The sequence below is a fragment of the Clostridium collagenovorans DSM 3089 genome, from assembly GCF_900130005.1.
Classification (GTDB): domain Bacteria; phylum Bacillota; class Clostridia; order Clostridiales; family Clostridiaceae; genus Clostridium_D; species Clostridium_D collagenovorans.
The window spans coordinates 335,543-361,381 of the sequence record NZ_FQXP01000005.1 but is presented as its reverse complement, the minus strand read 5'-3'; the positions used below and the strand labels follow the sequence as shown (position 1 = coordinate 361,381).

The 25,839-nt window shown below is 29.0% G+C and carries 21 protein-coding genes and 1 other annotated feature; of the genes, 17 read left to right on the top strand and 4 right to left on the bottom strand.

All coding sequences use genetic code 11. The features are described from left to right. Window positions 1-13: 13 nt before the first annotated feature. Both BUA48_RS07855 and BUA48_RS07850 read right to left on the bottom strand, forming a co-directional pair. Entirely contained in the window at window positions 14-838 is an 825-nt protein-coding gene (locus tag BUA48_RS07855; RefSeq protein ID WP_072831500.1) for an MBL fold metallo-hydrolase, read from the bottom strand. 137 nt (window positions 839-975) lie between these two features. After that, window positions 976-1,797: a putative ABC transporter permease gene (locus BUA48_RS07850; protein WP_072831499.1), complete on the bottom strand. Its 822-nt coding sequence runs from the start codon at window positions 1,795-1,797 to the stop codon at window positions 976-978. A 599-nt stretch (window positions 1,798-2,396) separates the two neighbouring features. Here BUA48_RS07850 and BUA48_RS07845 point away from each other — a divergent pair. The 7 genes from BUA48_RS07845 to BUA48_RS07815 all read left to right on the top strand — a co-directional run bounded on the left by BUA48_RS07845 (window position 2,397) and on the right by BUA48_RS07815 (window position 11,355). Then, the gene (locus BUA48_RS07845) at window positions 2,397-3,092 is read left to right on the top strand and encodes a response regulator transcription factor (RefSeq protein WP_072831498.1); all 696 of its coding nucleotides are present in this window, start codon (window positions 2,397-2,399) and stop codon (window positions 3,090-3,092) included. Window positions 3,093-3,097: 5 nt separating this feature from the next. Continuing rightward, window positions 3,098-4,480 carry a sensor histidine kinase gene (locus BUA48_RS07840; RefSeq protein ID WP_072831497.1) on the top strand — a complete coding sequence of 461 codons (1,383 nt, stop codon included), beginning with the start codon at window positions 3,098-3,100 and terminating at the stop codon, window positions 4,478-4,480. Between the two features lie 194 nt (window positions 4,481-4,674). Then, complete coding sequence (locus BUA48_RS15365) at window positions 4,675-5,184, top strand: hypothetical protein (RefSeq protein ID WP_072831496.1); 510 nt, start codon at window positions 4,675-4,677, stop codon at window positions 5,182-5,184. 113 nt (window positions 5,185-5,297) lie between these two features. Next, window positions 5,298-5,882, top strand: a complete 585-nt coding sequence (locus BUA48_RS07830) for a DUF3298 and DUF4163 domain-containing protein (protein ID WP_072831495.1) — start codon at window positions 5,298-5,300, stop codon at window positions 5,880-5,882. Window positions 5,883-6,164: 282 nt separating this feature from the next. Next, window positions 6,165-7,568: an amino acid permease gene (locus BUA48_RS07825; RefSeq protein WP_242944319.1), complete on the top strand. Its 1,404-nt coding sequence runs from the start codon at window positions 6,165-6,167 to the stop codon at window positions 7,566-7,568. 933 nt (window positions 7,569-8,501) lie between these two features. After that, complete coding sequence (gene pruA, locus BUA48_RS07820) at window positions 8,502-10,049, top strand: L-glutamate gamma-semialdehyde dehydrogenase (RefSeq protein ID WP_072831493.1); 1,548 nt, start codon at window positions 8,502-8,504, stop codon at window positions 10,047-10,049. 421 nt (window positions 10,050-10,470) lie between these two features. Beyond that, window positions 10,471-11,355 carry a YitT family protein gene (locus tag BUA48_RS07815; RefSeq protein ID WP_242944318.1) on the top strand — a complete coding sequence of 295 codons (885 nt, stop codon included), beginning with the start codon at window positions 10,471-10,473 and terminating at the stop codon, window positions 11,353-11,355. Between the two features lie 124 nt (window positions 11,356-11,479). Here the strand turns inward: BUA48_RS07815 and BUA48_RS07810 are convergent, their stop codons facing one another. Further along, window positions 11,480-11,752 carry a hypothetical protein gene (locus BUA48_RS07810; RefSeq protein ID WP_072831492.1) on the bottom strand — a complete coding sequence of 91 codons (273 nt, stop codon included), beginning with the start codon at window positions 11,750-11,752 and terminating at the stop codon, window positions 11,480-11,482. Window positions 11,753-11,902: 150 nt separating this feature from the next. Here BUA48_RS07810 and BUA48_RS07805 point away from each other — a divergent pair, with 150 nt between their 5' ends. The 3 genes from BUA48_RS07805 (at window position 11,903) to BUA48_RS07795 (ending at window position 14,253) form a co-directional block, all read left to right on the top strand. Next, window positions 11,903-12,478 carry a nucleoside recognition domain-containing protein gene (locus tag BUA48_RS07805; RefSeq protein ID WP_072831491.1) on the top strand — a complete coding sequence of 192 codons (576 nt, stop codon included), beginning with the start codon at window positions 11,903-11,905 and terminating at the stop codon, window positions 12,476-12,478. An 18-nt stretch (window positions 12,479-12,496) separates the two neighbouring features. Then, entirely contained in the window at window positions 12,497-13,036 is a 540-nt protein-coding gene (locus BUA48_RS07800; RefSeq protein ID WP_072831490.1) for a spore maturation protein, read from the top strand. A 353-nt stretch (window positions 13,037-13,389) separates the two neighbouring features. After that, the gene (locus BUA48_RS07795) at window positions 13,390-14,253 is read left to right on the top strand and encodes a helix-turn-helix domain-containing protein (RefSeq protein WP_072831489.1); all 864 of its coding nucleotides are present in this window, start codon (window positions 13,390-13,392) and stop codon (window positions 14,251-14,253) included. Window positions 14,254-14,392: 139 nt separating this feature from the next. Here the strand turns inward: BUA48_RS07795 and BUA48_RS07790 are convergent, their stop codons facing one another. Next, window positions 14,393-14,689: a hypothetical protein gene (locus BUA48_RS07790; protein WP_143147685.1), complete on the bottom strand. Its 297-nt coding sequence runs from the start codon at window positions 14,687-14,689 to the stop codon at window positions 14,393-14,395. A 264-nt stretch (window positions 14,690-14,953) separates the two neighbouring features. On the opposite strand from BUA48_RS07790, the gene BUA48_RS07785 reads away from it, so the two are divergent. The 7 genes from BUA48_RS07785 (at window position 14,954) to metG (ending at window position 25,323) form a co-directional block, all read left to right on the top strand. Continuing rightward, complete coding sequence (locus tag BUA48_RS07785; protein ID WP_072831487.1) at window positions 14,954-15,535, top strand: helix-turn-helix domain-containing protein; 582 nt, start codon at window positions 14,954-14,956, stop codon at window positions 15,533-15,535. A gap of 49 nt (window positions 15,536-15,584) precedes the next feature. Continuing rightward, complete coding sequence (locus BUA48_RS07780) at window positions 15,585-16,484, top strand: trans-4-hydroxy-L-proline dehydratase activase (protein WP_072831486.1); 900 nt, start codon at window positions 15,585-15,587, stop codon at window positions 16,482-16,484. A 6-nt stretch (window positions 16,485-16,490) separates the two neighbouring features. Then, the gene (gene hypD / locus BUA48_RS07775; RefSeq protein ID WP_072831485.1) at window positions 16,491-18,872 is read left to right on the top strand and encodes a trans-4-hydroxy-L-proline dehydratase; all 2,382 of its coding nucleotides are present in this window, start codon (window positions 16,491-16,493) and stop codon (window positions 18,870-18,872) included. A 149-nt stretch (window positions 18,873-19,021) separates the two neighbouring features. After that, window positions 19,022-19,846 carry a pyrroline-5-carboxylate reductase gene (proC, locus tag BUA48_RS07770; protein WP_072831484.1) on the top strand — a complete coding sequence of 275 codons (825 nt, stop codon included), beginning with the start codon at window positions 19,022-19,024 and terminating at the stop codon, window positions 19,844-19,846. Between the two features lie 34 nt (window positions 19,847-19,880). Further along, on the top strand, window positions 19,881-20,951 hold the full coding sequence (locus tag BUA48_RS07765; RefSeq protein WP_072831483.1) for a M24 family metallopeptidase: 1,071 nt from the start codon (window positions 19,881-19,883) through the stop codon (window positions 20,949-20,951). Window positions 20,952-21,190: 239 nt separating this feature from the next. After that, the gene (locus BUA48_RS07760) at window positions 21,191-22,111 is read left to right on the top strand and encodes a DMT family transporter (protein WP_072831482.1); all 921 of its coding nucleotides are present in this window, start codon (window positions 21,191-21,193) and stop codon (window positions 22,109-22,111) included. Window positions 22,112-23,057: 946 nt separating this feature from the next. Beyond that, window positions 23,058-23,313, top strand: a binding site (T-box leader). 21 nt (window positions 23,314-23,334) lie between these two features. Continuing rightward, the gene (metG, locus tag BUA48_RS07750; protein ID WP_278336836.1) at window positions 23,335-25,323 is read left to right on the top strand and encodes a methionine--tRNA ligase; all 1,989 of its coding nucleotides are present in this window, start codon (window positions 23,335-23,337) and stop codon (window positions 25,321-25,323) included. The last annotated feature ends 516 nt before the right edge of the window (window positions 25,324-25,839 follow it).

Genomic DNA, 25,839 nt, shown 5'->3' with positions numbered 1-25,839 from the left:
AGGATTTTTGTTTTTAAAGCTTAAAGGTTTGGCCAACTTCCACAATTTTAACAGCCGGATCATTAAAGCTTTGTAGTGTTTGAGTAGTATTCATATCTATATCTTGAGCTAATATAAAGGTTTTATAATGAATAGGAATCATAGTCTTACATTTGCTCATTTTAAACATTTCATAGGCTTGGGTAGGACTACAGTGCATTTCTTGAAACTCTAAAGGCATATAACATCCTACAGGCATTAAAGCTACATCAGCTTCTACGTTATTAAAGCTTTCTGTATAGGCTGTATCTCCTGGGAAGAACACCTTTTTATCCTCAGAACTTATTAAATAAGCATTACTTGGAGAAAATTTTCCATAATTGTATCTATTACCATCATGTTTGGCTTCTAAAGCCTTAACTTTAATGAATTCATCCTGAAATAATTCATTATGTTTTAAGGTAATTATATTAGTAAATCCAGCCCACTTAATAATTCTTTTATACTGAGGAGGGGTAATTATAATAGCATCTTTGTTAAGTCTCTTTAAACTTCTTATATCTAAGTGATCCATATGGCCATGAGAGATAAGAATATAGTCAATATGTATCTCAGTTAAATCTAAAGATGGTTTAATTAAACGCTTCATTTGTCCAATATTTTTTCTAATAACAGGATCTGTTACTATAATTTTATCATTTAAATTTATAACAGTAGTTGCATGTCCTAGCCAATGAATGGAATTCAAACATAAAGCATCACTATAAGGAATCTCTGCTGGTTTAAAGTATATCTTGAAATTTCTCCTATGAAGATGATACATATATCCACATATACTAATTAACTTATTACTTTTCATGACATAATCCTTTCTATAAATAGTTAGTAAAAGTAAAATAACTACTTAGCTACAGTAGTTATTTTACTCTATAATATAAATTATAATACACAACTCTATATACTTAATTTACAAAAATATAAAATTTAAGTTGAACTTTAATTCTTGTTATTTTTTTTAGAATCAGCAAGTTTTTGTTTAAAGTTATTAAGATGCTCTTTAAATTTATCACCACTATAATTAGGCATAACGCTTAAAAATCGAGGATACTTCTTCTGTATTGTTTCTAAAAAGTTCTCATACTTACCTTTAAATTCTTTAATTAAAATTTCTTCATTACTACTATCACATTCACAATCTACAGAGGACTCAGAAAGTTCGTTTAAGTCTTCTTTGGGATTATGGATTTTTTGCTTAAATTCCTTAGAAAATTCTTGGAATTGATCAATTAAATTATTAAAGTTAATTAAAGATTTAATTGTAGTTATAAGATCTATAGTTATTAACACAAGCAAGGTAAATATAACAATCCTACCCATAGTAGAATATATAAATGGGTTTAAAAGTTTTGCTATAAAAGGATGTACAAATTTTATAAGTAAAACTGAAAGAAAACCCCAAATTATTGAATATAACAAGCAAATTCTACCATGAAGATTTAGTGGATCCATGGAGTAATCCCACCATTTAGTTTTAAATATTTTTTCTAAGGTATATCCTGTTACATATTCTAATGTAGATGTAAGGAACGTAGATAAAATAAATAACAATATATAATTATTGCTAAAAGGTCTAAGTATCCAAATTAATAAGACACATCCTACACCATACATAGGACAATATGGACCGAACAAAAATCCTCTATTAACAAACTTTTTATGAGCGTAAGCTGCATAAGAAATTTCTAAACACCAGCCCATAAAGGCATAAAAGAAAAAAAAGAAAAATAATGGTAAAAATTTTTCAGTGAAAAATATCATAATATATTTAGTATAAATATACCTTTATACTATACCTCCTTAATTTACAAAATCAATATAAATGGATATTAAGTGATTTTACTATACAAATACACCTTGAGATTTTTTTTATTTTAATATAAAATTACATAATTAATGTTATAATAACAGTGAAATGTTTCACTGTTAACTTTGTATAGAATTGAATTCTCAAGCGTGATTTCAGTAATCTATTAGAATAAAATGCAAAATATGTATATATGTTGGTGCACATATTATTTATATATTGTTGTGGGGTAATAATTAACTTAAATATAAAAGTTAAATTAAAAACCATAATATAAAAGTTTATTCCATAAAGACTACTAACAAATAGTTTATATATACTCATAGGGTTAGCTGTTTCTATGTAATTAAATATAAAAAAGTAAAAACACATATCTAAAATTAAACAAATTTAAAAATGTACTATATATATTATATACCAAAATTATTAAAGATAAATACATAAAGCGGGATTTAAGAAAAATTTAAGTAATGTATAAAATTCTTAATTTAAATTTAAAATAGTCTTTGGTATAGTAAAGATATATTACATAATGTTATTCAGGGGGGTAAAAATGAATAAGATACTAGTGGTGGAAGATGAAATAAATATTAGAGCATTAATAAGCGTGAATTTAAGTATTGCAGGGTTTGAAGTGCTTGAAGCTGAATCAGGTGAAATGGCAATAGATATATGCAATAAAAATAGTATAGATTTAATTGTATTAGATGTAATGCTTCCAGGAATTGATGGATTTGAGGTTTGTAGAAGAGCTAAAGCTATTAATGAAGATATATGTGTATTAATGTTAACGGCTAAGGCACAAGACATGGATAAAATTATGGGGTTAGATTTAGGTGCGGATGATTATATGACTAAACCATTTAATCCATTAGAACTTGTTTCTAGAATAAGAGCTATATTAAGACGAGCACATAAGAATTCAAATGAAGTTAAGAAAAACATAATAAAATTTGGTGAGTTAAAGATAGATTTTAAATCACATAAAATTTTTAAGGATGGAGTGGAAGTACAGTTGACACATAGAGAATTTTCTTTGTTGCAACATTTCATGAATAATCCAGATAGAGCTTTTACAAGAGATGAATTATTAAATGATGTATGGGGTGAGGAATATTACGGTGAAATAAAAACTGTAGATGTTCATGTTAGAAGACTTAGAGAAAAAATAGAGGATTGTCCATCAAAACCTAAGCTTATACAGACTGTTTGGGGTCATGGTTATAGATTTGTAGGTAAAGAGGATTAAGTATTATGAAAGAAAAAAGTATAAAAGTTAGGTTATTTATGACTAATTTTATAATAATACTACTAAGCTTTATTTTTATTGAAGTAGCAATGGCTGCAAATTTAAAAAATTCATATTATTTTGATATGGAAAATTTATTAAAAAACAATATAGATATAGTTAAAAACATACACAATAGATATAGCTTTGAAAGACAGTCCGAAATTAATGAACTTACAAAGATGTTTTCTTATGATAAAGAAATGCATTTTGAGGTTTTGGATATGGAGGGTAATGTTCTAACAAGTTATAATAGGCCTTTAGAAATTACTGATGATGATATTATAAAGTCTAAAAAAGAAGTGATGGATGAATTTACTACTAATATAGTAAAAGAGAAGAAAAGTGGAACAACCTATATGAGTATCTCTAAGATAATATACAAGAGAGGTGTACCATATAGGCTTTTAAGATGTAGTAAATCCTTAGAAACATTAAACTTAAAACTATTTAAGGTAATAAGCTTATATATTTTATTTGGCATTATAACCATTTTAGTTGGAGCTATAGTATCATTTAAGATTTCTAAGACTATTACTAAGCCTTTGAAAGCAGCAGAAGAAGGTGCTAAGAAAATAGCTAAGGGTAACTTTAATGTGAGAATTCCTAAGTATTATCAAGATGAAGTTGGTAGTATGGTAGATACTTTAAATTATATGACGGAAGAGATAAAGAACAATGAAAAATTGAAAAATGAATTTATATCTTCGGTGTCACATGAACTTAGAACTCCCTTAACTTCTATAAAAGGATGGGCTATGACCTTGAATTTAAAGGAATTTACTGATGAAGCTAAAAGAAGACAAGGAATTAATATCATTATAAATGAGAGTGATAGATTGACTTCTCTAGTAGAACAATTGTTGGATTTTTCTAAGTACCAAGCTGGAAGGATGAAAATTGAAAAGCAAGAAGTTAATATAAAGATAATAGTAGAGAATATACTACAACAACTAAATCCAAAGATTAAAAGTAAAGGCATAAAAGCTAAATCATATATTGAAGATGATTTAATTGTTTTAGCAGATAAAAATAAAGTTATACAAGTTTTTATTAATATAATTGATAATGCTATTAAATTTACTGAGGAGAATGAAGGTACAATATATATTTACCCAACAATAGACTTTTATAAGATTTCAATTACAATAGAAGATAATGGATGTGGTATTAATGAGGAGAACTTACAAAAGGTTAAAAGAAAGTTCTTTAAGTTAGATACCAAGAAATCGGGAAGTGGAATAGGATTAGCTATATGTGATGAAATAATGAAAGCACATAACGGTTCTATAAACTTAGAAAGTAAAGAAGGATTTGGAACTAAGGTTACTTTAGAATTTCCATTATAAAATAAAAAAATTAGGCTATTTATTAATAAAAGAAGGGATTTAAGTTAAATTAATCTTCTCTTTTTTAATAGATAGCTTTTTATTATAAAAAAATAGACATTTCATAATATAACATAGAAAAGTTGGGTACATTAATACTTGTGATTAATAAGTTCTAAGTCGGAATGCTAGATATAATTAGGAGGTATATACATATGAAAAAGGTTGCAGCTCTTGTAATGTCTAGTTTAATTTGTTCTTCTATATTAATGCCAACACCAGCTTTAGCTGAGGATAAACCACAGGACGCACCAAAAAAAATGGAGCAAATAAAAGATGAAAAAAGAGATAAGAAATGTCCTTGTGAAGATAAAAAATGCGAAGATAAGACAGTGAAAGAAAAGAAAACTGAAGAAAAGAAAATAGAAGACAAAAAAGTAGAAGATAAAAAGACTTTAGAACAAACATCTACTATGGAAGAAAAAAAAGTAGAGGACAAAAAAACAGAGGATAAAAAACAAGATACAAAAAAATTAGAGGACGCTAAAAAGACTTCAACAACTGAAGAGAAAAAAGCTGAAGAGAAAAAAGTAGAAGTAGTTCCATCAGAAGCTACTACAGATTCTAAAAAAACTACTGAAGTAAAAGAAGAGAAATCTGAGACAAAAGATAAAAAAGTTGAAGAAAAGAAAAGTGATGATAAATCACTTGAAAAAAAAAACTAACAAGATGGGAATCTAATAATCAGAAGGTTAATGAATCGAAAGCAATTTCAGCTTTTCAAAATCCTTCAAATACTGTAGAGGTTGAAACCAAAGAGATATTTGAAGATAATGATTTGCTAGAAGTTAGGTTGAAAATTCCTAAAATCACTAAAGCTAAGGATAAAGAAACTGAAGAAAAGTTTAATAAGCTAATTGAAGATAAAATTTTAGAATTAAAAAGTCAAGTAGCAGATCAAGCTAAAAGTGATTATGATTCATATAAAAAAGAAGGCGTTGAATTTCATAAGTATGAAGTTTATTCAGAATTCAAAGTTACTTATAATAAAAATAACTTTTTAAGCATTCCTCTTAGAACTTATTATTACACAGGTGGAGCCCATGGACTTACTATTCAATATGGATATAACTTTGATTTAAATAAGGGCACAGAAGTATCCTTAAGGGAATTATTTACAGAAGGATTTGACTATAAAAGTATAATAAATAAAGAAATAAAGAATCAAATACAAGAAAAGAAGGATGAATATTATCCTGAATTAAAATTTACTTCTATAGAAGACAATCAGACATATTATGTAGATAATGATGATTTAGTTATTTTTTATCAACAATATGAAATAGCTCCTTATTCATCAGGTATAAGAGAATTTAGGATTCCTTTAGACAACTTTAAGGATAGCATAAAAATTCACAAATAAGAGAGGGTTTAACAAACCCTCTCTTATTTTTTTACAAAAATCACCGAAAAATAAAAGAGAAAATAAAAAATTCATATAAAGGTTATATTATATTAAAGAATAGTTAAATTATTTTTAGAAAATCAACAAAAAAATACAAATAAAGTTGAATGATTATTACGTTTTAGTATATAATTATGCAGGAACTTTAAAAATATTATAAAAGATACAAGTAATATATGAAGAAATAAGAGATAGAAATTATAACTAAAGATGAAAAGTGGTTAACAAGGAGTGAGTAGGGTGAAAGAAAAGAATAAAATAGGGTTGACTTTATTGGTATTATTAGGAGTTGGATCCATGATTGGTGGAGGAATATTCAACAGTCCTACAGATTTAATTAGAGTAGCTAATCCACAGGCTGTAGTTATTTCTTGGATGATAGGTGGAGTAGGGATAATATCCTTAGGATATTCTTTTTATTTATTGTCTAATAGAAGACCATATCTTAATGCAGGAATATTTAGTTACGCTAAGGAACTATTAGGTCAATATACTGGATTTACATCATCATGGGGATATTGGGTTAGTACTTGGCTTGGAAATGTTGCGTTATTCATTTTGATTTTTAAAACATTAGGAAGTGTTATATCAATTACTCCTATGCAGTCATTTTTAATGGCATCCACACTTTTATGGATAATATTTATAATTCAAATCAATGGAGCTCAGGGAGCAGGTTTAATAAATGCAGTTATAACTGTGGCTAAACTAATACCTATTATACTAGCTATATTATTAGGTGTTTTTGTGTTTAATAAAGAAATTTTTAATGTACCAAACTGGCAAAGTGTTTTTGCTTATTCAGGAGAATCAACTAATTTAATGTCTCAAATAAGTGGCTCTATGGGAACTATTTTATGGTGCTTTGTAGGGGTTGAGGCAATAAGTGTTTTATCAGATAAGGTAGAGAAAAAAGAAATAGTAGGAAAAGCTACTGTTATAAGCTTATTAATAACTCTAGCTGTATATATGGGTATTTCTATAATAGCTATGGGTGTTGTACCAGCAGAAGTTTTAGGAAGCACTGATACTGCTTTTGCGGAAATACTATCTAGAACTGTATTGGGAACATATGGAGTTATAATTGCTAAGGGGGGACTTATAGTATCTTTAGTTGGAGCTTCTTTAAGTTGGGTAATGGTATCAGTAGAAGCACCATACATAAGTGCTAAGGCTGGATTTATGCCTAAGTATTTTTTAAAAACTAATAAGAATGGAACACCGACTAATGCATTAATAATAACAACGCTCTTGACTAATATAGCTATGTTTGCTATTTTATCACCTGCACTTCAAGATATGTATTATGTAATCTATAACATGGCAACAGCAGCAATGCTAATACCATATTTATTTTCAGGATTATATGCACTTAAGGTTTCTAATGAGGATAAGTTAAAAGCATGGCAAAAGATATTAATATTAATATCTATAGTATATGCAATATATGTTTTATTTGCTGTTGGTATTTCTTATATATCAGGCGTAGTAATATTATATACTATAGGAATATTAGTATATATTCCATACAAAAAAGAATTAGGACAGAAATTAACTAAAGCAGAAATTGCAATAATGACATCCTTATTAGTAAGTTCGTTAATAATTACAGTTTTATTTATTAAGGGAATATTAGTACTGTAGAAATACAGTAAAAGAATATATAAATTTAAATAAAAGAATCAAATTTAATTTGAGTTTAAATTTGATTCTTTTATTTTATAGTAATATAAATATTTAAATAAAAAATCTTCTTATTACATGAAGTTGTTTTTTATTAGTGGATAGAGTTATATCCAAAGATGAATTTAGGTAGTGAATTAAAACTAATATGCTTTTAAATATTAAAGCTGAATTAACTAAACTTTAGTTAAATTAGCTTTTTTATATTTAAAGTTATGGGCAAACATTAAAGTTAAGCAATTCAGTATATAATAAAAAGTTTTTTAGAAATATTAATTTTATTAGAAAAAAATATAAAGAATGAATTTTTATAAAGTAAAGAGAATAATAAAACATAATTTATAGTATGTTAGATTTAATTTGATAAAAGAGTATGATAAATTTTAGCAATAAGATTAGGAGAAAAATGTTATAAAAAGTGGTCTTATGTAAATAAATATTAAATATAAATATGAATTTTTTGTTAACTAATTAGAATTTTAACAACAAATAAAATAAAGTAACTTAATTAAGACAATTAGAAAAATAAGTAAATTATGTAGTGAAACAATACAAATGGATTTTAAAGTCCTTGAAATGTCTTAAAGTGAAGGATTTAACAAATTAAACATGCAAAAAATACTTTGTTATAAAGATAAAATACTTTTGAAAAAAACGTGACATAAATATAGAAATTGTTTAAAAATTAACAGTTTAATTAAAGAAAATCTATTGAATATCTAAATGAAAGGAATTATACTAAAGCTGATATTGAGAAAAGATTAAATTGTTTTAAGATTTTATCAATTGCAATGAAAAGTTGCAGTTATGACATTTGTAATTATACTGAATAATTATGAATATCATTACTAGGGGATACTTTAACAAGTAATAATTATGAATGGGGGAAAAATAATGTTACCAAAGTACAAAAACGAAGAATATTTAAACTATAATTTAGAAGAAAACAAGAAAGCTATGGAAGCTGCATTTGCTAAAATTGATTCTTGGAAAGGTCAACACTTCCCATTAATCATTGGTGGAGAAAAAATTGACACTGAAGCTAAAATAACTTCAATCAACCCATCAAAAATTTCAGAAGTTATCGGAACAACAGCTAAGGCTGATGTTGAATTAGCTGAAAAAGCTATGCAATCTGCTTTAAAAGCTTTCGAAACTTGGAAGTACGTTCCAGCTCATGAAAGAGCAAACTACTTATTTAATGCTGCTGCTATCATAAGAAGACGTAGACATGAGTTCTCTGCTTTACTTTGTGAAGAAGCAGGTAAGATATGGGTAGAAGCTGATGCTGATACAGCAGAAGCAATAGACTTCTTAGAGTACTACGGTAGACAAATGTTAACTCTAGACAAAGGTATGGAGTTATGTGAATATGAAGGTGAACAAAATGAATGTAGATATATTCCATTAGGAGTAGGTCTTGTAGTTGCACCTTGGAACTTCCCACTAGCTATATTAGTTGGTATGACTGCTGCGGCTGTTGTTGCAGGTAACACTGTAATAATGAAACCAGCTAGTACAACTCCAATTATAGCTGCTAAATTCATGGAAGTTTTAGAAGAAATAGGCTTACCTGCAGGTGTAGTTAACTACTTACCAGGACCAGGTGGAGCTGTAGGTGACTACTTAGTTGCTCACAAAGATATGAGATTTGTAAACTTCACAGGATCAATGGAAGTTGGTTTAAGAATAAATAAAATGGCTGCAGATGTTGCACCAGGACAAAAATGGATTAAGAGAGTTATAGCTGAAATGGGTGGAAAAGACTGTATCGTAGTTGATTCAGACTCAGATTTAGATGCAGCTGCTTTAGGAATCGCTCAATCTGCATTTGGATTCCAAGGACAAAAATGTTCAGCTTGTTCAAGAGCTATCATCGTTAAAGATGTTTATGATGAAGTTGTAGAAAAAGTTGCTAGCATAGCTAAGACTTGGACAGTAGGACCAGCTAGAGAGTTTGGTTACAATATGACTGCTGTTATCGATCAAAACTCAGTTAACAAAGTACTTGAGTATGTTGAAATCGGTAAACAAGAAGGTAGAGTATTAACTGGTGGAGTTAGATTATCAGAAGACGGTTACTTCTTAGCACCAACTGTAATCGCTGATATAAAACCAACAGATAGATTAGCTCAAGAAGAGGTATTTGGACCACTTGTAGCTATGATTAAAGCAGAAGATTTTGATGATGCTATAGCTATAGCTAATAACACTATCTATGGATTAACTGCTGCTGTTTACACTAAAAACAGAACAAAAATCGAAAAAGCTAAGAGAGAAGTTCATGCTGGTAACTTATACATTAACAGAAAATGTACTGGAGCATTAGTTGGAACTGAGCCATTTGGTGGATTCAACATGTCTGGAACAGATTCAAAAGCTGGTGGAGCTGATTACTTACAATTATTCATGCAAGCTAAGACAATTGGTGAGAAATTCTAATAAATAATTAAAGTTTTTAAATTGAAAGTTATATAAATGAAATTAAAGAGCAATCTTATAAAGATTGCTCTTTTTTATGCTTTATAAAAGTGTTAATATAATATATGGTTCTAGTAATTTTTCTGGAAAAGCAGTATATAATTATACAAAAGAAATAATTTAATGAAATACATAAAAAATAAAATGTTATTTGTGACAAAATTTGAAAAAATGTCAATTATCCTTATTTTGCATTAATATGATAAAGTAATGGCTTGATTATATTTTTCAGAGGTGATAAACTTTACAACTGGTTGTTCTTCCAGGGTAAAAATCCGATTCTAGTAAAAGGTTTTAAACTAGAAGAATATTAAAACTTTTCAACAGTGAATTCACTGATATATATACATAATAATGTTAGCTAGCATAAGGGGGAAATTATATGTCAGAAGTAATGGAAGACGTAGAATTAAACAAAAGAGGAAATAGGAAAAAATTAATCGTAGAACTTTTAATGATAATGCTTGGAAATTTAATTTTATCATTAGGACTTAACTGGTTTTTATCACCATCAGATTTAGTTGTTGGAGGTATAACAGGTGTATCTATTATTTTAGATTACTTAGTTAATATACCTATGTGGGTCACAAATATAATAGTAAACTTACCATTATTTTTAATAGCAGCAAAACAATTAGGCTTTAAATTTATTGCCAAATCTGCATTTTCTGCAGGGTTCTTATCAGTAGCATTATGGTTCACAGGTTTTATACCACCTTTAGTTGAAGATCCAGGGATGTTGATGAATGCTGTATATGGTGCTATATTTTTAGGTGTAGGTATAGGGATAGTATTAAGAGCATCAGCTACAACTGGTGGAACAGACATGGCTGCAACAATAATACATACTGCTAAAAAGAATTTTCCATTGGCAAAGATAATGCTATGTATAGATTCTACGATAATAGCAATTGGAGCTGCTGTATTTGGCGTTGAGAAAGCTATGTATGCTCTTATAGCCGTATACATAATATCTAGAGTTGTTTCTACTATAATAGATGGTGGAGATTTATCTAAATCAGTGTTAATTGTTTCAGATAAGCATGAAGAGCTTGGTAAATCTATAATATCAAGACTGAAAAGAGGGGCTACTTCACTTAGAGGTACAGGAATGTATACTCAGCATGAAAAGAACTTATTATATGTTGTTGTAAGAAAAAATGAGATTGTAGAATTACAAAAAATAGTAAAAGAAATAGATCCTAAAGCGTTCATGACTATAATGGAGGCAAAAGAAGTTATCGGAGAAGGATTTAGAGACTATTAATTGTTATTATAAATATATTAATATGTAAGAGATTTAGAAAAGCGAGAATGACTTTAAGGTCATTCTCGCTTTTGCGTATAAGCTTAATCATGAATACAAAGTTATATAAACTTAAGTAGCATAATTAAAATTTAAGTGTATTTAGAAGATCTCTATTAAATTTAGAGTTAATTAGAATTTTATCATTAATATTAGATACATATGGAGCATTGAAAATAAATAGCTTTTCTTTACCACACTTCTCACAGGAGCAATAGTAAATCTTGTGAGCTATATTATTAAAAAATTCAATATCTAGTTTAGTTATAGTAAAATTAGCATTGCAAAGATTACAATTAGTAGAGTTTATAATTTTATATTCACTTTCTATGTATTTCATAGAATCATTCAAATTCATAGATTCCTCCTAGGTACTTAATTATGTCAATAAAATCCTATCATTAAAATAATTTCAGTACAAGGCAATATTTATAAATAAAATGAAAAACCCTTCATATAATTATTAAAGAGTATAAAAGAATTATTATATGCTTAGGAGGGGATTTTTGTGATTAATAAGGTTTGGTTTTTCTTAATAGGCATAGGGGTAGTATTTGCTATGCTAACAGGAAGAATTGAAGCGGTGTCTCAAAGTATAGTAGCATCAACAGGAAATACAGTAGAATTAATTATAAAGTTATGTGGAATGATGTGCTTGTGGTGCGGAGTAATGAAGATAGCTACAGAAAGTGGGCTTACAGAAAAGTTAGCTAAAGTATTAAGACCTATATTAGGAAGGATATTTAAAAGAGAAGGAAAGAGCCATGCAGCTATGGAATCAGTTATTATGAATTTAACAGCTAATATGATGGGACTATCTAATGCGGCTACTCCAGCAGGGATAAAGGCTTTAGAGGAAATGCAAAAGTTAAATCCAGATAAAGATACAGCTACAGATGATATGGCAGTATTTTTAGTTTTGAATACAGCATGCATACAATTGGTTCCAACAACAGTAATCTCCATAAGAGCTGCATGTAACTCTACTAATCCAGGAATGATATTATTACCAGCAATAATATCTACCACTACAGCCGCAATTTGTGGAGTTGTATTCTGTAAAATACTACAAAGATATTTTTAGAAGTTGGAGGAAAAATTGATGGTAGGAATAAAGAGTGTTTTTGAATATATAATAACGGGGATAATACCTTTATTAATAGGTGGGGTGGTAATTTATGGATTGTTAAAAGGAGTTAAGGTGTATGAGGTATTTGTGGAAGGTGCAAAGGAAGGATTGAGTATTTGTCTTAGGATCTTTCCATATTTACTAGCAATGTTAATTGCAGTTGCTATAATAAGAGAATCTAAAATATTAGAGTATTTTATTAATTTTATTTCACCGGTAACTAATATTATAGGAATGCCTTCAGAAGTGCTTCCTTTGGTCATGATAAAACCACTTTCAGGAAGTGGAGCGCTAGGAGTTTTTACGGATATTATAACTCAATATGGAGCAGATACATATATAGGTTTAGTTTCTTCTATTATAATGGGAGGAACAGAAACTATATTTTACACATTATCAGTTTATTATGGGTCTGTAAAAATAAAAAATATAAGACATACATTATGGGCAGCTATGTTTGCAGAGTTTATAGCTATAATAATGGCTATAAACTTATCTAGAATTATGTTGTAAAGTAAGTAAGCAAGGATTATCATCTAAGTGATTTATAAACAGTATACACATTGGATATTCTTATAAGATGTGAATATATTGTTGATAGATTTAAAGTGTGGTAATCCTTTGTATTTATATAAAAATATAATTGAATTAATTTTAAAATGAAAAAATAAGCATAAAATACAAAAAATAAAATAAAGTAATAGAAAAATGGAATTTGCATATAAAATAATAAAAAAAATTTAATTTTTTTGAAACTTTAATTTAACCTTAAACGTTATTATATATAAGAAGTTTTTATTTTATTTATTTTTTTTTAGTAAAGGGAATTTAACTTATTTATTTTAATTCGTTTAGGGGTGCTGAATATGGAACTATTAACAAGTGGAGAAAGAGTAAGACATTTTAGAAAACTACTAGGTATATCGCAAAAACAACTTGCGGACAATAAAGTTTCGTCTAACTTAATAAGTTTAATAGAGAGAAACAAAATTCCGTTATCTACAGTTACAGCCAGTATATTAGTAGATAACATTAATCGTTTTTCAGTAGAACAAGGTTTTGAACTTAACTTAAGCATAAGAGATTTATTAATGCCAAGAGAAGAATACTTAAAAATTCAATGTGAAGAGAAAATAGACAAGGCTAAAGAAATAGGGAATAAGGAATGTAAGGAAGCTATAGAGTTATGTAATAAGCATAACTTCATGGATGTTTTAGTAAAGGTTGAAGAGAAAAAGGCTGATGAATTCTTTGAGTATAAGGATTATAAGAATGCTGCTAAACACTATAAAAATTATATTGAGTCTAATAGGGATAAGGCTAATATAAATGTTTATACGAATTCTGTATACAGACTAGCTTTATGTTGTTACAATATGGAACAGTATGGAGTAGCTTTAAAGTATATGAATGAAGCTTATGAACTTATGGAAGAAAATGATTATAAAGAGCAAATAGGGAATGCTCTTTATGAGCTAGCTCTTATAAACTTAAAAATAAGGAATTTAGATTTAGTTGAAGAGTACATTAATAAGGTACTAAACTTAAGTGAGTGTGATGAAGAACTTAAAAATAAAGCAGTGTTTTTAAAAGGAAACTTATATTTAGAAAGAGCTCAGTATTATGATGCTTTAAAGGTTTATAGAAGCTTAGTTGGAAAAGAAATGAAAGATATAGATATGTTATATTGTAATATATCTAATGCCTTAGATAAAGTGGTTACTAATTAAATTATTATAATATAAGGAGTTTATCTTATGATAAATTATTCTAATATGTGGAACACATATCCATATACATGTTAGAAATGAATTTTTAATAAGATAAACTCTTTTTATTTAAAAGAAAAACTAATATTTAAGTAAAATATTATCTTACAGGATAATCTAAATCACTTAAAATTCTTTCTATTCTTTCCTTGAAACGGCCTAAGGACTTTTTACTATAGTCTGAAGAGTTAATTTCATCTACTGCAGATTTTAAAGATGAAACTAAGGAGGATAATGTGTCTATATATATAAGATCTTCAGCAATCTTAGCTCTTTCCTTTGATTCTTTAAAGGAAGGTGTATTTGATTTAGTTAAGGAATCCTTAGTATTATTTTTAGTGTTTGCTGTGTGTAAATCATTTTTAAAATTTTGGTTTTTAAAATACATGGTATACATCTCATCTCCTAAAGTTTGGTTATAAATATATCATATGAGAATTTACTCAATATTGATAAAAGTTATTAAAAATAAATTGTATAGTATTTACTTACATAAATAAAATGGAGATTATAAAAATGCAAGTTTCAGCTGAGAAAAATTTTTTTCATTTTCATGATAATTTTCATAGAAAATAGTGGATTTTTTCATGATATTAGTAGTATAATGATAGCAAAGGGATTTATATATTCAAAAAAGATAGAAAACAGAAAGGACTAAATTATGGCATCAGATATAGGTACAAAAATTAAAGAGCTTAGAACCAATAAAAAGATGACTTTAAAGGAAATGAGTGCTATAACTGACTTATCTATAGGGTTTCTATCACAGCTTGAAAGAGGTATGACAACAATTGCAATTGACTCGCTAGAAAAGATCGCTGCTGTATTAGAAGTAGATTTGTCTTATTTCTTTGTTATTCCAAAGGAAAACAAAAAGCCTATTCTAAGAAGTTATGAAAAAGAAGTGTTTCAGGTTGTTAATTCTCAATTTATAACATATCATTTAAGTAATGATATAGAAAATAAGAGTTTACTACCTAGAATAATAGAAATACTTCCTGCAGCTTCTATAGAAAAGGAAGATATATCTACGTATCAGCATAATGGAGAAGAGTTTGTATATGTTTTAGAAGGTGTTTTAACTTTAATAGTAGGAACAGATAAATACGAGTTATATCCAGGGGATTCAGCACACTATGATTCGAATTTATTCCATAATTGGTCTAATGGAACTAATAAGATGGTTAGAATACTAACAGTACACACTCCAAATGCTTTTAATAGTAGTCCAATAGTTAAATAGTCGACTTAGTATATAATGGTTTAATAAAAAGTAAAAGAGGATGATGGGGATGAAGGGCACAATAATTAATATACAAAAATATTCTATTCATGATGGTCCAGGCATACGTACAACAGTATTTTTCAAGGGTTGTCCACTTAATTGTTGGTGGTGTCACAATCCAGAAAGTCAGCATCTAGAACCAGAAGTAATGTACTGGGAAGAAAAGTGTACGGCTTGTGGAAATTGTATAAAACATTGTCCAAAGGGCGCCTTATCAATTGTTGATGGCAAACTTAAATATAATTCTGAGAGTTGTGAACTTTGCTCTGAATGTTCGAAATATTGCATTAATGAAGCAAGGGTTATTAAAGGAAAGTATATTTCTGTAGATGAGTTATTTAAAGAAATTATGAAAGATCAGGTATTCTATGATGAATCAAATGGGGGAGTAACTTTCTCAGGGGGAGAGCCACTTATCCAAGCTGATTTTTTAAGAGAAGTAATGAAGAAGTGCAAGAGAATGGACATACACACTACAATAGATACTTGTGGGTATGTATCATGGGATAAGTTTGAAAAGATAGTAGATTATACAGACTTATTCTTATATGATTTGAAGCATATGAATAGTGATAAACACAAAATTTATACCTCAGTACCAAATGAATTGATTTTGGATAACTTGAAGAAGTTATCGGACTTGGGGAAAAATATTTACATCAGAATGCCTATAATACCAGGTGTTAATGATGATATAGAAGATTTAAAAAAGGCTGCTGAATTATTAAAGAACCTAAACATTATTCAAGTGAATCTTTTACCATATCACAAAATGGGTATGGATAAATATAAAAGATTAAATATGGATCTTAAATTACAAGAAATTCAAGAACCATCACATGCGAAAATGAATGAATTGTCAGAAATTTTCAAAAATGTAGGTTTAAAAGTAAAGATTGGGGGGTAATCTATTATGATGACAGAAAGAGTTAAAAAATTAAGAGCTCAAAGTGTTAGCGCTGACCCATATATTTGCTTAGAAAGAGCAAAATATATAACAGAAGCTTACAAAATGTATCAAGGTACAGTACCAACACCGGTTTTAAGAGCATTAGCATTCAAACATGTTATGGCTAATAAAACTGTTTGTATCAATGATGGAGAGTTAATAGTAGGGGAAAAAGGTTCAGCACCAGCTGCTACACCAAACTATCCAGAATTATGTTGTCACACTTTAGAAGATTTCGATATCATGGACAGACGTGAAAAGATATCTTTTAGAGTAAATGAAGAGAAAAAACAATTCCAAAAGGAAGAAATAATTCCTTACTGGGAAAATAGAGCTTTAAGAAAAATTATACTTGATAGAATGACTCCAGAATGGCATGACTTATATGAAGCAGGTATTATTACTGAATTCATGGAGCAAAGATCACCAGGACATGCAGTTTGTGGAGACAAGATTTATCATAAAGGATTCTTAGATTTCAAAGCTCAAATAGCTGAAGAAATAGCTAAGTTAGACTTCGTAAATGACGTACAAGCATACGATAAAGAAGCTGAATTAAAAGCTATGGATATCGTTTGTGATGGATTAATTATATTTGCACACAGACATGCAGATTTAGCAGAAGAATTAGCTGCTAAAGAAGAATGTCCACAAAGAAAATCTGAATTATTAGAAATAGCTGAAACTTGTAGATGGGTACCAGAACATGCTCCAAGAACATTCCGTGAAGCATTACAAATGTACTGGTTTGTACACTTAGGAGTAACTATCGAGTTAAATACTTGGGATTCATTCAGCCCAGGAAGATTAGATAGTCACTTATATCCATTCTACAAAAAAGAAAATGAAGCTGGAACTTTAACTGAAGAGCAAGCTACAGAATTATTAGAGTGTTTCTGGGTTAAATTTAACAACCAACCAGCTCCTCCAAAAGTTGGTATAACTTTAGAGGAAAGTGGAACTTACACAGATTTCTGTAACATTAACTTAGGTGGTGTTACTAAAGAAGGTAAGGACGCTGTTAATGAAGTAACATTTATGATTTTAGATGTAATTGAAGAAATGAGATTATTACAACCAAGTTCAAATATCCAAGTAAGTAGACTAAATCCAGATAGCTTTATTAAGAGAGCTGCTAAGATTGTTAGAACTGGATTTGGACAGCCATCAATGTTCAACGTAGAGACAGTTATTGAAGAAATGTTAAGAGTTGGAAAATCTATCGAAGATGCTAGATGTGGTGGAACTAGTGGATGTGTTGAAACTGGTGCTTTTGGTAAGGAGTGTTATGCTTTAACAGGATACTTTAACTTACCTAAGATTCTTGAAATTACATTAAATAATGGTTACGACCCAAGAACTAAGAAACAAATAGGTTTACAAACTGGTAAGGCTGAAGACTTCAAGAGCTACGAAGAATTATTCGAAGCTTATACAAAACAAGTTCATCACTTTGTTGAAATTAAACTTGAAGGTAACCAAATCATCGAAAGAATATACGCTACAATGATGCCTTCACCATTTATGTCTGTTGTTATTGATGACTGTATCACTAATGCAAAAGACTACAATGCTGGTGGAGCTAGATACAATGTAAAATATGTTCAAGGTGTTGGTATTGGAACAATTACAGATGCTTTATCTTCAATTAAATACAATGTATTCGATAATAAAAACTTCTCAATGGCTGAATTAATGAAAGCTTTAGAAGATAACTTCGAAGGTCATAATGATGTATACAGCTTAGTATGTAACAATACTCCTAAGTATGGTAACGATGATGACTATGCTGATGACATTATGAAAGAAGTATTTAATATGTACCAAAAATCTATAGATGGAAGACCAACTGTAAATGGTGGTACTTACAGAATTGATATGCTTCCAACAACTTGTCACGTTTACTTTGGTAAAGTAATGGGCGCAAGTGCTGATGGAAGAAAATCTGCATTACCAACTTCAGAAGGTATATCTCCATCAAAGAACGCTGATAGAAACGGCCCAACAGCAGTTATTAAATCAGCTTCTAAAATGGACCACGTAAAAACTGGTGGTACACTATTAAATCAAAAATTCACTCCAGGGGTTGTTGCTGGTGATGATGGATTAAATAATATCGTTAAATTAGTAAGATCTTACTTCAAGATGGGTGGACACCATATCCAATTTAACGTTGTTGACAGAGCTACTTTAATGAGAGCTCAAGAAAATCCAGATGAATACAAGGACTTAATAGTTCGTGTTGCTGGATACAGTGATTACTTCTGTAATTTAAATAAAGTATTACAAGATGAAATCATAAACAGAACAGAACAAGAGATAGAAGGAGTAGCAAGCTGCTGCTAATTATAAACTTTACTAAGAAGATCCCTTAATAATGTTTGAGGGTATATTGCAAGAATTGTATAGCAATATAATGTGTGGAATATGGGTACCAAGGATATAGGAGAGTATCCTTGGTTCCTTATAAATACTTGAGGGGGACTTATTTAGTTATGGATAAAATTATAGGTTTTATAGGCTGTGGAAATATGGGAAGAGCTATGATGGGGGGGATAATTAAATCTAACCTTGTACCAAGTACAAATATCATAGTTTCAGATTTATATCAACCATCTTTAGATATAGCAGAGAAGGAGTTAGGGGTTAGGACTACTAAATCTAACTTAGAAGTTGTAGCTGAAGCTGATGTATTGATATTATCTGTTAAACCTAATATATTTCCAATAGTTGCGGATGAAATAAAGTCAAAGGTTAAAAAGGATTGTATTATAGTAAGTATAATGGCAGGAGTAACTATTGCTGAAATAGAACATTCTTTTGAAAGAGGTATAAAGTTAGTTAGAACTATGCCTAATACACCAGCTTTAGTTTCAGAAGCTATGTCAGCTCTATGTCCTAATAGAAACATTAGTGATGAAGAACTAGATTTAGTTAAAGAAATATATCAAAGTTTTGGAAAAGTAGAAATACTTAAAGAAAGTTTCATAGATGCATTTATAGCAATTAGTGGATCATCTCCAGCTTATGTATGCTTATTTGTAGAAGCTATGGCTGATGCAGGTGTTGCATTAGGATTAACACGTCCAAGTGCATACAAGATGGCTTCACAAGCAGTATTAGGTACAGCTAAAATGATTCTTGAAACAGGAAAGCATCCAGGAGAAATAAAAGACATGGTTTGTTCTCCAGCAGGAACAACTATAGATGCTGTTATAGCTATGGAAAAATATGGCATGAGAAATGCTGTTATTGAAGGTATGATGGCTTGTGCTGAGAAATCTAAAGAAATGTCTTCTTATGATTCAAAAAGAAAATAGGATACTTTACTTTAAAACACAGTAGGTGAGTTGTATGAAAAGATTAAGTAGATTAAAAGAAGTTATGAGAAGTCAGGGGATTGACGGATTCTTTATAAGTAAGGTTCCTAATGTTAGATACATTAGTGGGTTTACTGATTCAGGTGCGTATTTATTTATAACACCTGAGAAACAGTATGTAATTACTGATGGAAGATATACGGAGCAGGCTGAAAAGCAATGTCCAGGATTCATAGTTGAAAAATGGGCAAGACCAGGAAATACTTTAGGACAATCAGTTGAAGCTATTGCTAAAGAGAATAATATTTCTAAAATTGCTTTTGAGCAAGAAGTGGTTAGTTTTTCTTTATATGAAAAATTAAAGAATTGTTTAACTACAGCTCAATTAGTTCCAACTGATGGAATTATTGAAGATTTAAGATATGTTAAAGATGAAGAAGAAATAGAATGTACAAGAAAAGCAGCAATTATTGCTGATAAAGCCTTTTCTAAAATATTAGACTTCGTTAAAGTTGGAATGACTGAAAAAGAAGTATCTTTAGAATTAGAATATTATATGAAAAAAGAAGGTGCAGATGGACTTGCTTTTGATACTATTCTAATTTCAGGTGCTAAAACATCTCTTCTACATGGGCAGCCAGGGGATAAAGTAATAGAAGATGGGGATTTTTTATTATTTGATTATGGCGCTATGTATAATGGATATCGTTCTGATATGACAAGAACAATAGTTATGGGCACACCTGATGAAAAGCAACTAGAAATATATAATATGGTGAAAAAGGCTCAAGAGGATGCTCAAAACTCTATTAAAACTGGTGTTTCAACAAAGACTCCAGATGATTTAGCAAGAGCAGCTTCAGAAAAGTATATAGAATACTATTATTCAGGTATAGGTCATGGTGTGGGCTTAGAATTACATGAACAGCCATTTATAAGTTACGCGGGGAACAGAGTTTTCGAAGAAAACTGTGTTGTAACTGTAGAACCAGGTCTTTATATTCCTGATTGGGGTGGAGTTAGAATAGAAGATACTGTTGTTGTTAAAAATGATGGAGTAGAAATTCTAACAAAAACTTCTAAAGAATTAATTTGTATAAAGTAAAAATATAAGCCTATAACGGTTTAGTAAGTGGTTACTTGGCTCTTTGGGGATAAAGTTGAGCTAAAAGTGGGGATAAAATATAATTAAGACTCTATTATAGAGTCTTAATTAGTAAAAGAATAGAAAACCTTTTACTGGAACTTATCTTTATAATGATGTATGATTATTAAGATAATTTAAGAAAAAAATCGTTTTAAGGCATGAGACGATTGATTTCAAAAGAGGGGGATTTAATTATAATGAACGAAAAGAAGAAAACTGTAATGGCAGATTTAGCCTTATTGCTATGTGCTTTAATATGGGGCTTAGGATTTGTTGCTACTGATTTATCTTTAAGTAATGGGATAGGTACATATTATACAATGGCCATAAGATTCGGAGTAGCCTTTGTATTAATGGCAATAATATTCTTTAAAAAGCTTAAAAAAATCAATAAACAAGACGTAAAAGCTGGGGTTATAGTAGGTATTGTATTATTTTTAGCATTTACTACTCAAACAGTAGGACTTAATTATACCACTCCAGGAAAACAGTCTTTTTTAACTGGATTAAACGTAGTTATGGTTCCATTTTTTTATTGGTTTGTAAAGAAAAAGAAACCTGATAACTATACTTTTGCAGCGACTTTTATATGCTTATTAGGTATGGGATTGTTAAGTTTAAATGGTGAGGCTTCTTTCGAGAGTACTCAGCTTTTAGGGGACGGCTTAACAGTTGTTTGTGCGGTATTCTTTGCAATGTATATTATAGTTGTGGAGCATTTTACACAAAAGTCAGACCCAATTATAATAACAGTATTACAAATGGCAACGGCTATGATACTTTCAGTAATCGCGGTCCTTATATCAGGGGAAGGAATGCCTACTAATGTACCAACAGTAGGATGGGCAGCGGTATTTTACTTAGGTGCAGTAAGCACTATGGTTGCATATATTATTCAAAACTCAGCACAAAAATATACGACATCAACTCATGCAGCTATAATTTTATCTTTAGAGAGTGTATTTGGTGCTTTAGCATCAGTTATAATTCTAGGAGAATTATTTACTGTTAAGATGGTTATTGGATGTGCATTTATTTTAGTTGGACTAATCACAGCTGAAACTAAGTTGAACTTCTTAAGGGGAAATAAGAAAAAAGACTTAGAGGATGTTGCATAAGTTTTAAATAATTTTAAGATATATTAGACTACATGAAATAATTATGTTTTTTATTTGGGGAAATAAAAAATGTTGATTTAAAATTAAAAGGGTAATTAAGATATAAAGATTTAGATATAGTACTCAATTTAAGGTATTGAGATATTGTATCTAGATCTTTTTTTATTTAATGAAGAAAGTCCTACTGAGGGCACTCAAGTAGGACTTTTGCATTATAAATGCTAAATGGGGGATACATATATAATTAGGGGGATCATATATGTATTAATATTATTAACCATTTAAAGAATAATATACATATAAAATAAAAGTTTTTTATAAAAATTTAGTTTTTTATTTATTTTATGTAAAATTACTTTTGAGATGATTATTTTTTTATAATTAAGTGGATAAAATGCTTATAATTAAAGTTGTTTTTTCAGATTATTGATTAGAAATATAAAATAATAAATTAAAAAAGCAGTCATAGGTATAGAAGAATAAGATTTTTTGTATACTGCCCATATGAAAAATAGAATAGTAACAGAAATAAGTAAATATGCTAGAAATAATAAAAAAATATTTTTGCGTATTTTAACTTTCATAAAACCTCCTATGGATATTTAGTAATAGAATAAGCTGCTTTAAAGATAAATATTAAAGATGAAAACAAAGAAGTTTTTTAATTAGACAAAGTAAGAATATAATTGAATATATAATAACATTTAAGTTATAAAAAGTAAAATCTTAAATTGATTTAAATGTAACTTTATAATATAGCCTTGACAAAAAAACATAAATAAGTTAAAGTGTAAATTAATTTAATGAAACATATTTTATTAATTTGGATTTAAGTGTATTATAATTTTGTGTTAAGCATATTATATTCAATAAGATTCAAAATAAGTTTTAATGTGTTGTTTTTAAAGAGAAGGATTATATCCTAAGGGATTTTAATTATAAATCATAAAAAGCTATGAAGAGAAGAGTAATAAGGGAGATTATCTAAAGAGAGCCAGGGTAGGTGAAAGCTGGTGATAAAAGATCTTATGAACATGGACTCTGAGCAAAACATCTGAATTTATATTGAAAGTGATATATTTAAGATGTTTCGGTTTCAACCGTTATATTGAAGGGTACGATAGAAATATATACCTATTGAGATCCTTATTGAGAAATAAGGATGAATTAGAGTGGTAACGCGTAAATAATATGCCTCTAAGCTTATAGATAAGCTTAGAGGCATTTTTTTTCAACAAGGAGGATTAAAAAGTATGAGTAAAAAACCATATTATATTACTACACCTATATATTATCCATCAGCAAAACTTCACATAGGTAATACCTATACAACAGTTGCTGCTGATGCTGTTGCAAGATTTAAAAGATTAACAGGTTATGATGTAATGTTTTTAACAGGTTCAGATGAGCACGGACAAAAGATTCAAAGAATAGCAGAAGAAAAAGGTGTTACACCAAAAGCTTATGTTGATGAAATTGTTGAAGGTATAAAAGAACTTTGGAACATCATGGATGTTAAATATGACAAATTTATCAGAACTACTGATGAATATCATATGGATTCTGTAAAAGCAATTTTCAAGAAATTATATGACCAAGGTGATATATATAAGAGTTCTTATGAAGGATTATATTGTACACCATGTGAGTCTTTCTGGACAGAAACTCAAGCAGTAGATGGAAAATGTCCTGATTGTGGTAGACCAGTAGAAAAAGCTAAGGAAGAGTCTTATTTCTTTAAAATGTCTAAGTATGCAGATAAATTAATTGAATATATAGAAACTCATCCAGAATTTATTCAACCAGAATCAAGAAAGAATGAGATGTTAAATAACTTCTTAAAACCTGGATTACAAGACCTTTGTATTTCAAGAACATCTTTTGATTGGGGAGTTCCTGTTGAGTTTGATCCAGGGCATGTTGTGTATGTTTGGATAGATGCACTTTCAAACTATATTACAGCTTTAGGTGCATTTAATAATGAAGAAAATCTTATGGAAAAATATTGGCCAGCAGATGTACATTTAATAGGAAAGGATATTTTAAGATTCCATACTATTTATTGGCCAATAATGCTTATGGCATTAGATTTACCACTTCCAAAACAAGTATTTGGACACGGATGGTTAATGCTTGAAGGTGGTAAGATGTCTAAATCTAAAGGTAACATTGTAGACCCTGTAATGTTAGTAAATCATTTTGGTGTTGATGCAGTAAGATATTATTTACTACATGAAATTCCATTTGGTGCAGATGGTATCTTTAGTAATGAGATATTTATCAAAAAGACAAATTCAGATTTAGCTAATGATCTAGGTAACTTAGTTTCAAGAACTGTTACAATGATTGATAAATATTTTGATGGTCATATTCCAGCACCAGTAATTAAGGAAGCTGTTGATGACGAATTAATAACACTTGCATTAAAAACTCCAAAGTTAGTTGAAGAAGCTATTGATGATTTAAGAATTCCTCAAGCTTTAGATCACATTTGGGCTTTAATTAGAAGAACAAATAAATTTATAGATGAGACAGAACCATGGGTACTTGGAAAAGATGAAGAAAAGAAAGATAGATTAGCAACTGTTTTATATAATTTAGCTGAAGCTTTAAGATTCACATCAGTTTTAGTATCTGCATTCTTACCAAAGACAAGTGAAAGAATCAACGAGCAATTAAATGTTGATTTAACAACTTGGGATAGCTTAGCATCCTTCGATGGTACTCAAGCAGGAACTAAGGTTAATAAAACTGGAGTTATCTTCCCAAGAATAGATGTTGAGAAGAAGTTAGAAGAGCTTAACAAGATAGCTGAAGAGCAAAGATTAGTAGCTCAAGTAGCTCAAGAAGCTGTTGAAGAAGTTCAAGAAATGACTCCTATTAAAGAAGAAATTACAATTGATGATTTCGAAAAGATAGATTTGAGAGTTGTTAAGGTTTTAGAATGTGAGCCAATAAAGAAAGCTAAGAAACTTTTGAAACTTAAAGTTGATTTAGGTGGAGAAGTAAGACAGGTAGTTTCAGGGATTGCATGTCATTACAAACCAGAAGAGTTAGTTGGAAAATATGTAGTTTTAGTTGCAAACTTAAAACCTGTAACATTAAGAGGGGAATTATCACAAGGAATGATTTTAGCAGCATCAACTAATGATGATAGTAAATTATTCTTAGCTGACCCTGGAAAGCTTCCAACTGGTAGTGTTGTTAGATAATGGATGTAAAAATTCAAAAAACAATGGAAAAAACAGGTGTTTAGAATATATTAATAAGTAAGGGTATATAGAAAGACGCAGTATATAGCTGTGTCTTTTCTAATATATCCATTAATAAGTTTTAAAATGAACAATATAAGATATAGCATATGAATTTTAAGTTGGAAAAAATTTAGTATATTAAAACTAAATGTAATAATTAGCTGTGACTTTATTTGTAAATAAAGGTGTAAAATTAAATGGAATGTATATAGTGATGTATATAAAAAATTACTGTTATAAATTTACTTCTAGTGTATTATAATGAAAAAAACATTATAATATAGAAGCTATTTTCATGAAAGTATAAGTCCTTTATTATAATTTAAAAATTACTTTTTTAGGTAATACAACATTAGAGCTAAACTAGTTATTTTAGAAAGCAAAAATATATAAATTCATATGTGCAATTTAAGAGTATATATAATGTAGGGATTTTTTGAAAAAATAAAGTTTTTGCATTATAATTAAGGTGAA

What these genes read in the sequence shown, in the direction of transcription:
- BUA48_RS15365 (WP_072831496.1), top strand. Translation starts at nt 4,675, where the DNA reads ATGAAAAAGGTTGCAGCTCTTGTAATGTCTAGTTTAATTTGTTCTTCT.
- BUA48_RS07810 (WP_072831492.1), bottom strand. Translation starts at nt 11,752, where the DNA reads ATGAATTTGAATGATTCTATGAAATACATAGAAAGTGAATATAAAATT.
- pruA (WP_072831493.1), top strand. Translation starts at nt 8,502, where the DNA reads ATGTTACCAAAGTACAAAAACGAAGAATATTTAAACTATAATTTAGAA.
- BUA48_RS07850 (WP_072831499.1), bottom strand. Translation starts at nt 1,797, where the DNA reads ATGATATTTTTCACTGAAAAATTTTTACCATTATTTTTCTTTTTTTTC.
- hypD (WP_072831485.1), top strand. Translation starts at nt 16,491, where the DNA reads ATGATGACAGAAAGAGTTAAAAAATTAAGAGCTCAAAGTGTTAGCGCT.
- BUA48_RS07780 (WP_072831486.1), top strand. Translation starts at nt 15,585, where the DNA reads ATGAAGGGCACAATAATTAATATACAAAAATATTCTATTCATGATGGT.
- BUA48_RS07760 (WP_072831482.1), top strand. Translation starts at nt 21,191, where the DNA reads ATGAACGAAAAGAAGAAAACTGTAATGGCAGATTTAGCCTTATTGCTA.
- BUA48_RS07790 (WP_143147685.1), bottom strand. Translation starts at nt 14,689, where the DNA reads ATGTATACCATGTATTTTAAAAACCAAAATTTTAAAAATGATTTACAC.
- BUA48_RS07765 (WP_072831483.1), top strand. Translation starts at nt 19,881, where the DNA reads ATGAAAAGATTAAGTAGATTAAAAGAAGTTATGAGAAGTCAGGGGATT.
- BUA48_RS07845 (WP_072831498.1), top strand. Translation starts at nt 2,397, where the DNA reads ATGAATAAGATACTAGTGGTGGAAGATGAAATAAATATTAGAGCATTA.
- BUA48_RS07800 (WP_072831490.1), top strand. Translation starts at nt 12,497, where the DNA reads ATGGTAGGAATAAAGAGTGTTTTTGAATATATAATAACGGGGATAATA.
- BUA48_RS07840 (WP_072831497.1), top strand. Translation starts at nt 3,098, where the DNA reads ATGAAAGAAAAAAGTATAAAAGTTAGGTTATTTATGACTAATTTTATA.
- BUA48_RS07785 (WP_072831487.1), top strand. Translation starts at nt 14,954, where the DNA reads ATGGCATCAGATATAGGTACAAAAATTAAAGAGCTTAGAACCAATAAA.
- BUA48_RS07815 (WP_242944318.1), top strand. Translation starts at nt 10,471, where the DNA reads ATGTCAGAAGTAATGGAAGACGTAGAATTAAACAAAAGAGGAAATAGG.
- proC (WP_072831484.1), top strand. Translation starts at nt 19,022, where the DNA reads ATGGATAAAATTATAGGTTTTATAGGCTGTGGAAATATGGGAAGAGCT.
- BUA48_RS07795 (WP_072831489.1), top strand. Translation starts at nt 13,390, where the DNA reads ATGGAACTATTAACAAGTGGAGAAAGAGTAAGACATTTTAGAAAACTA.
- BUA48_RS07855 (WP_072831500.1), bottom strand. Translation starts at nt 838, where the DNA reads ATGAAAAGTAATAAGTTAATTAGTATATGTGGATATATGTATCATCTT.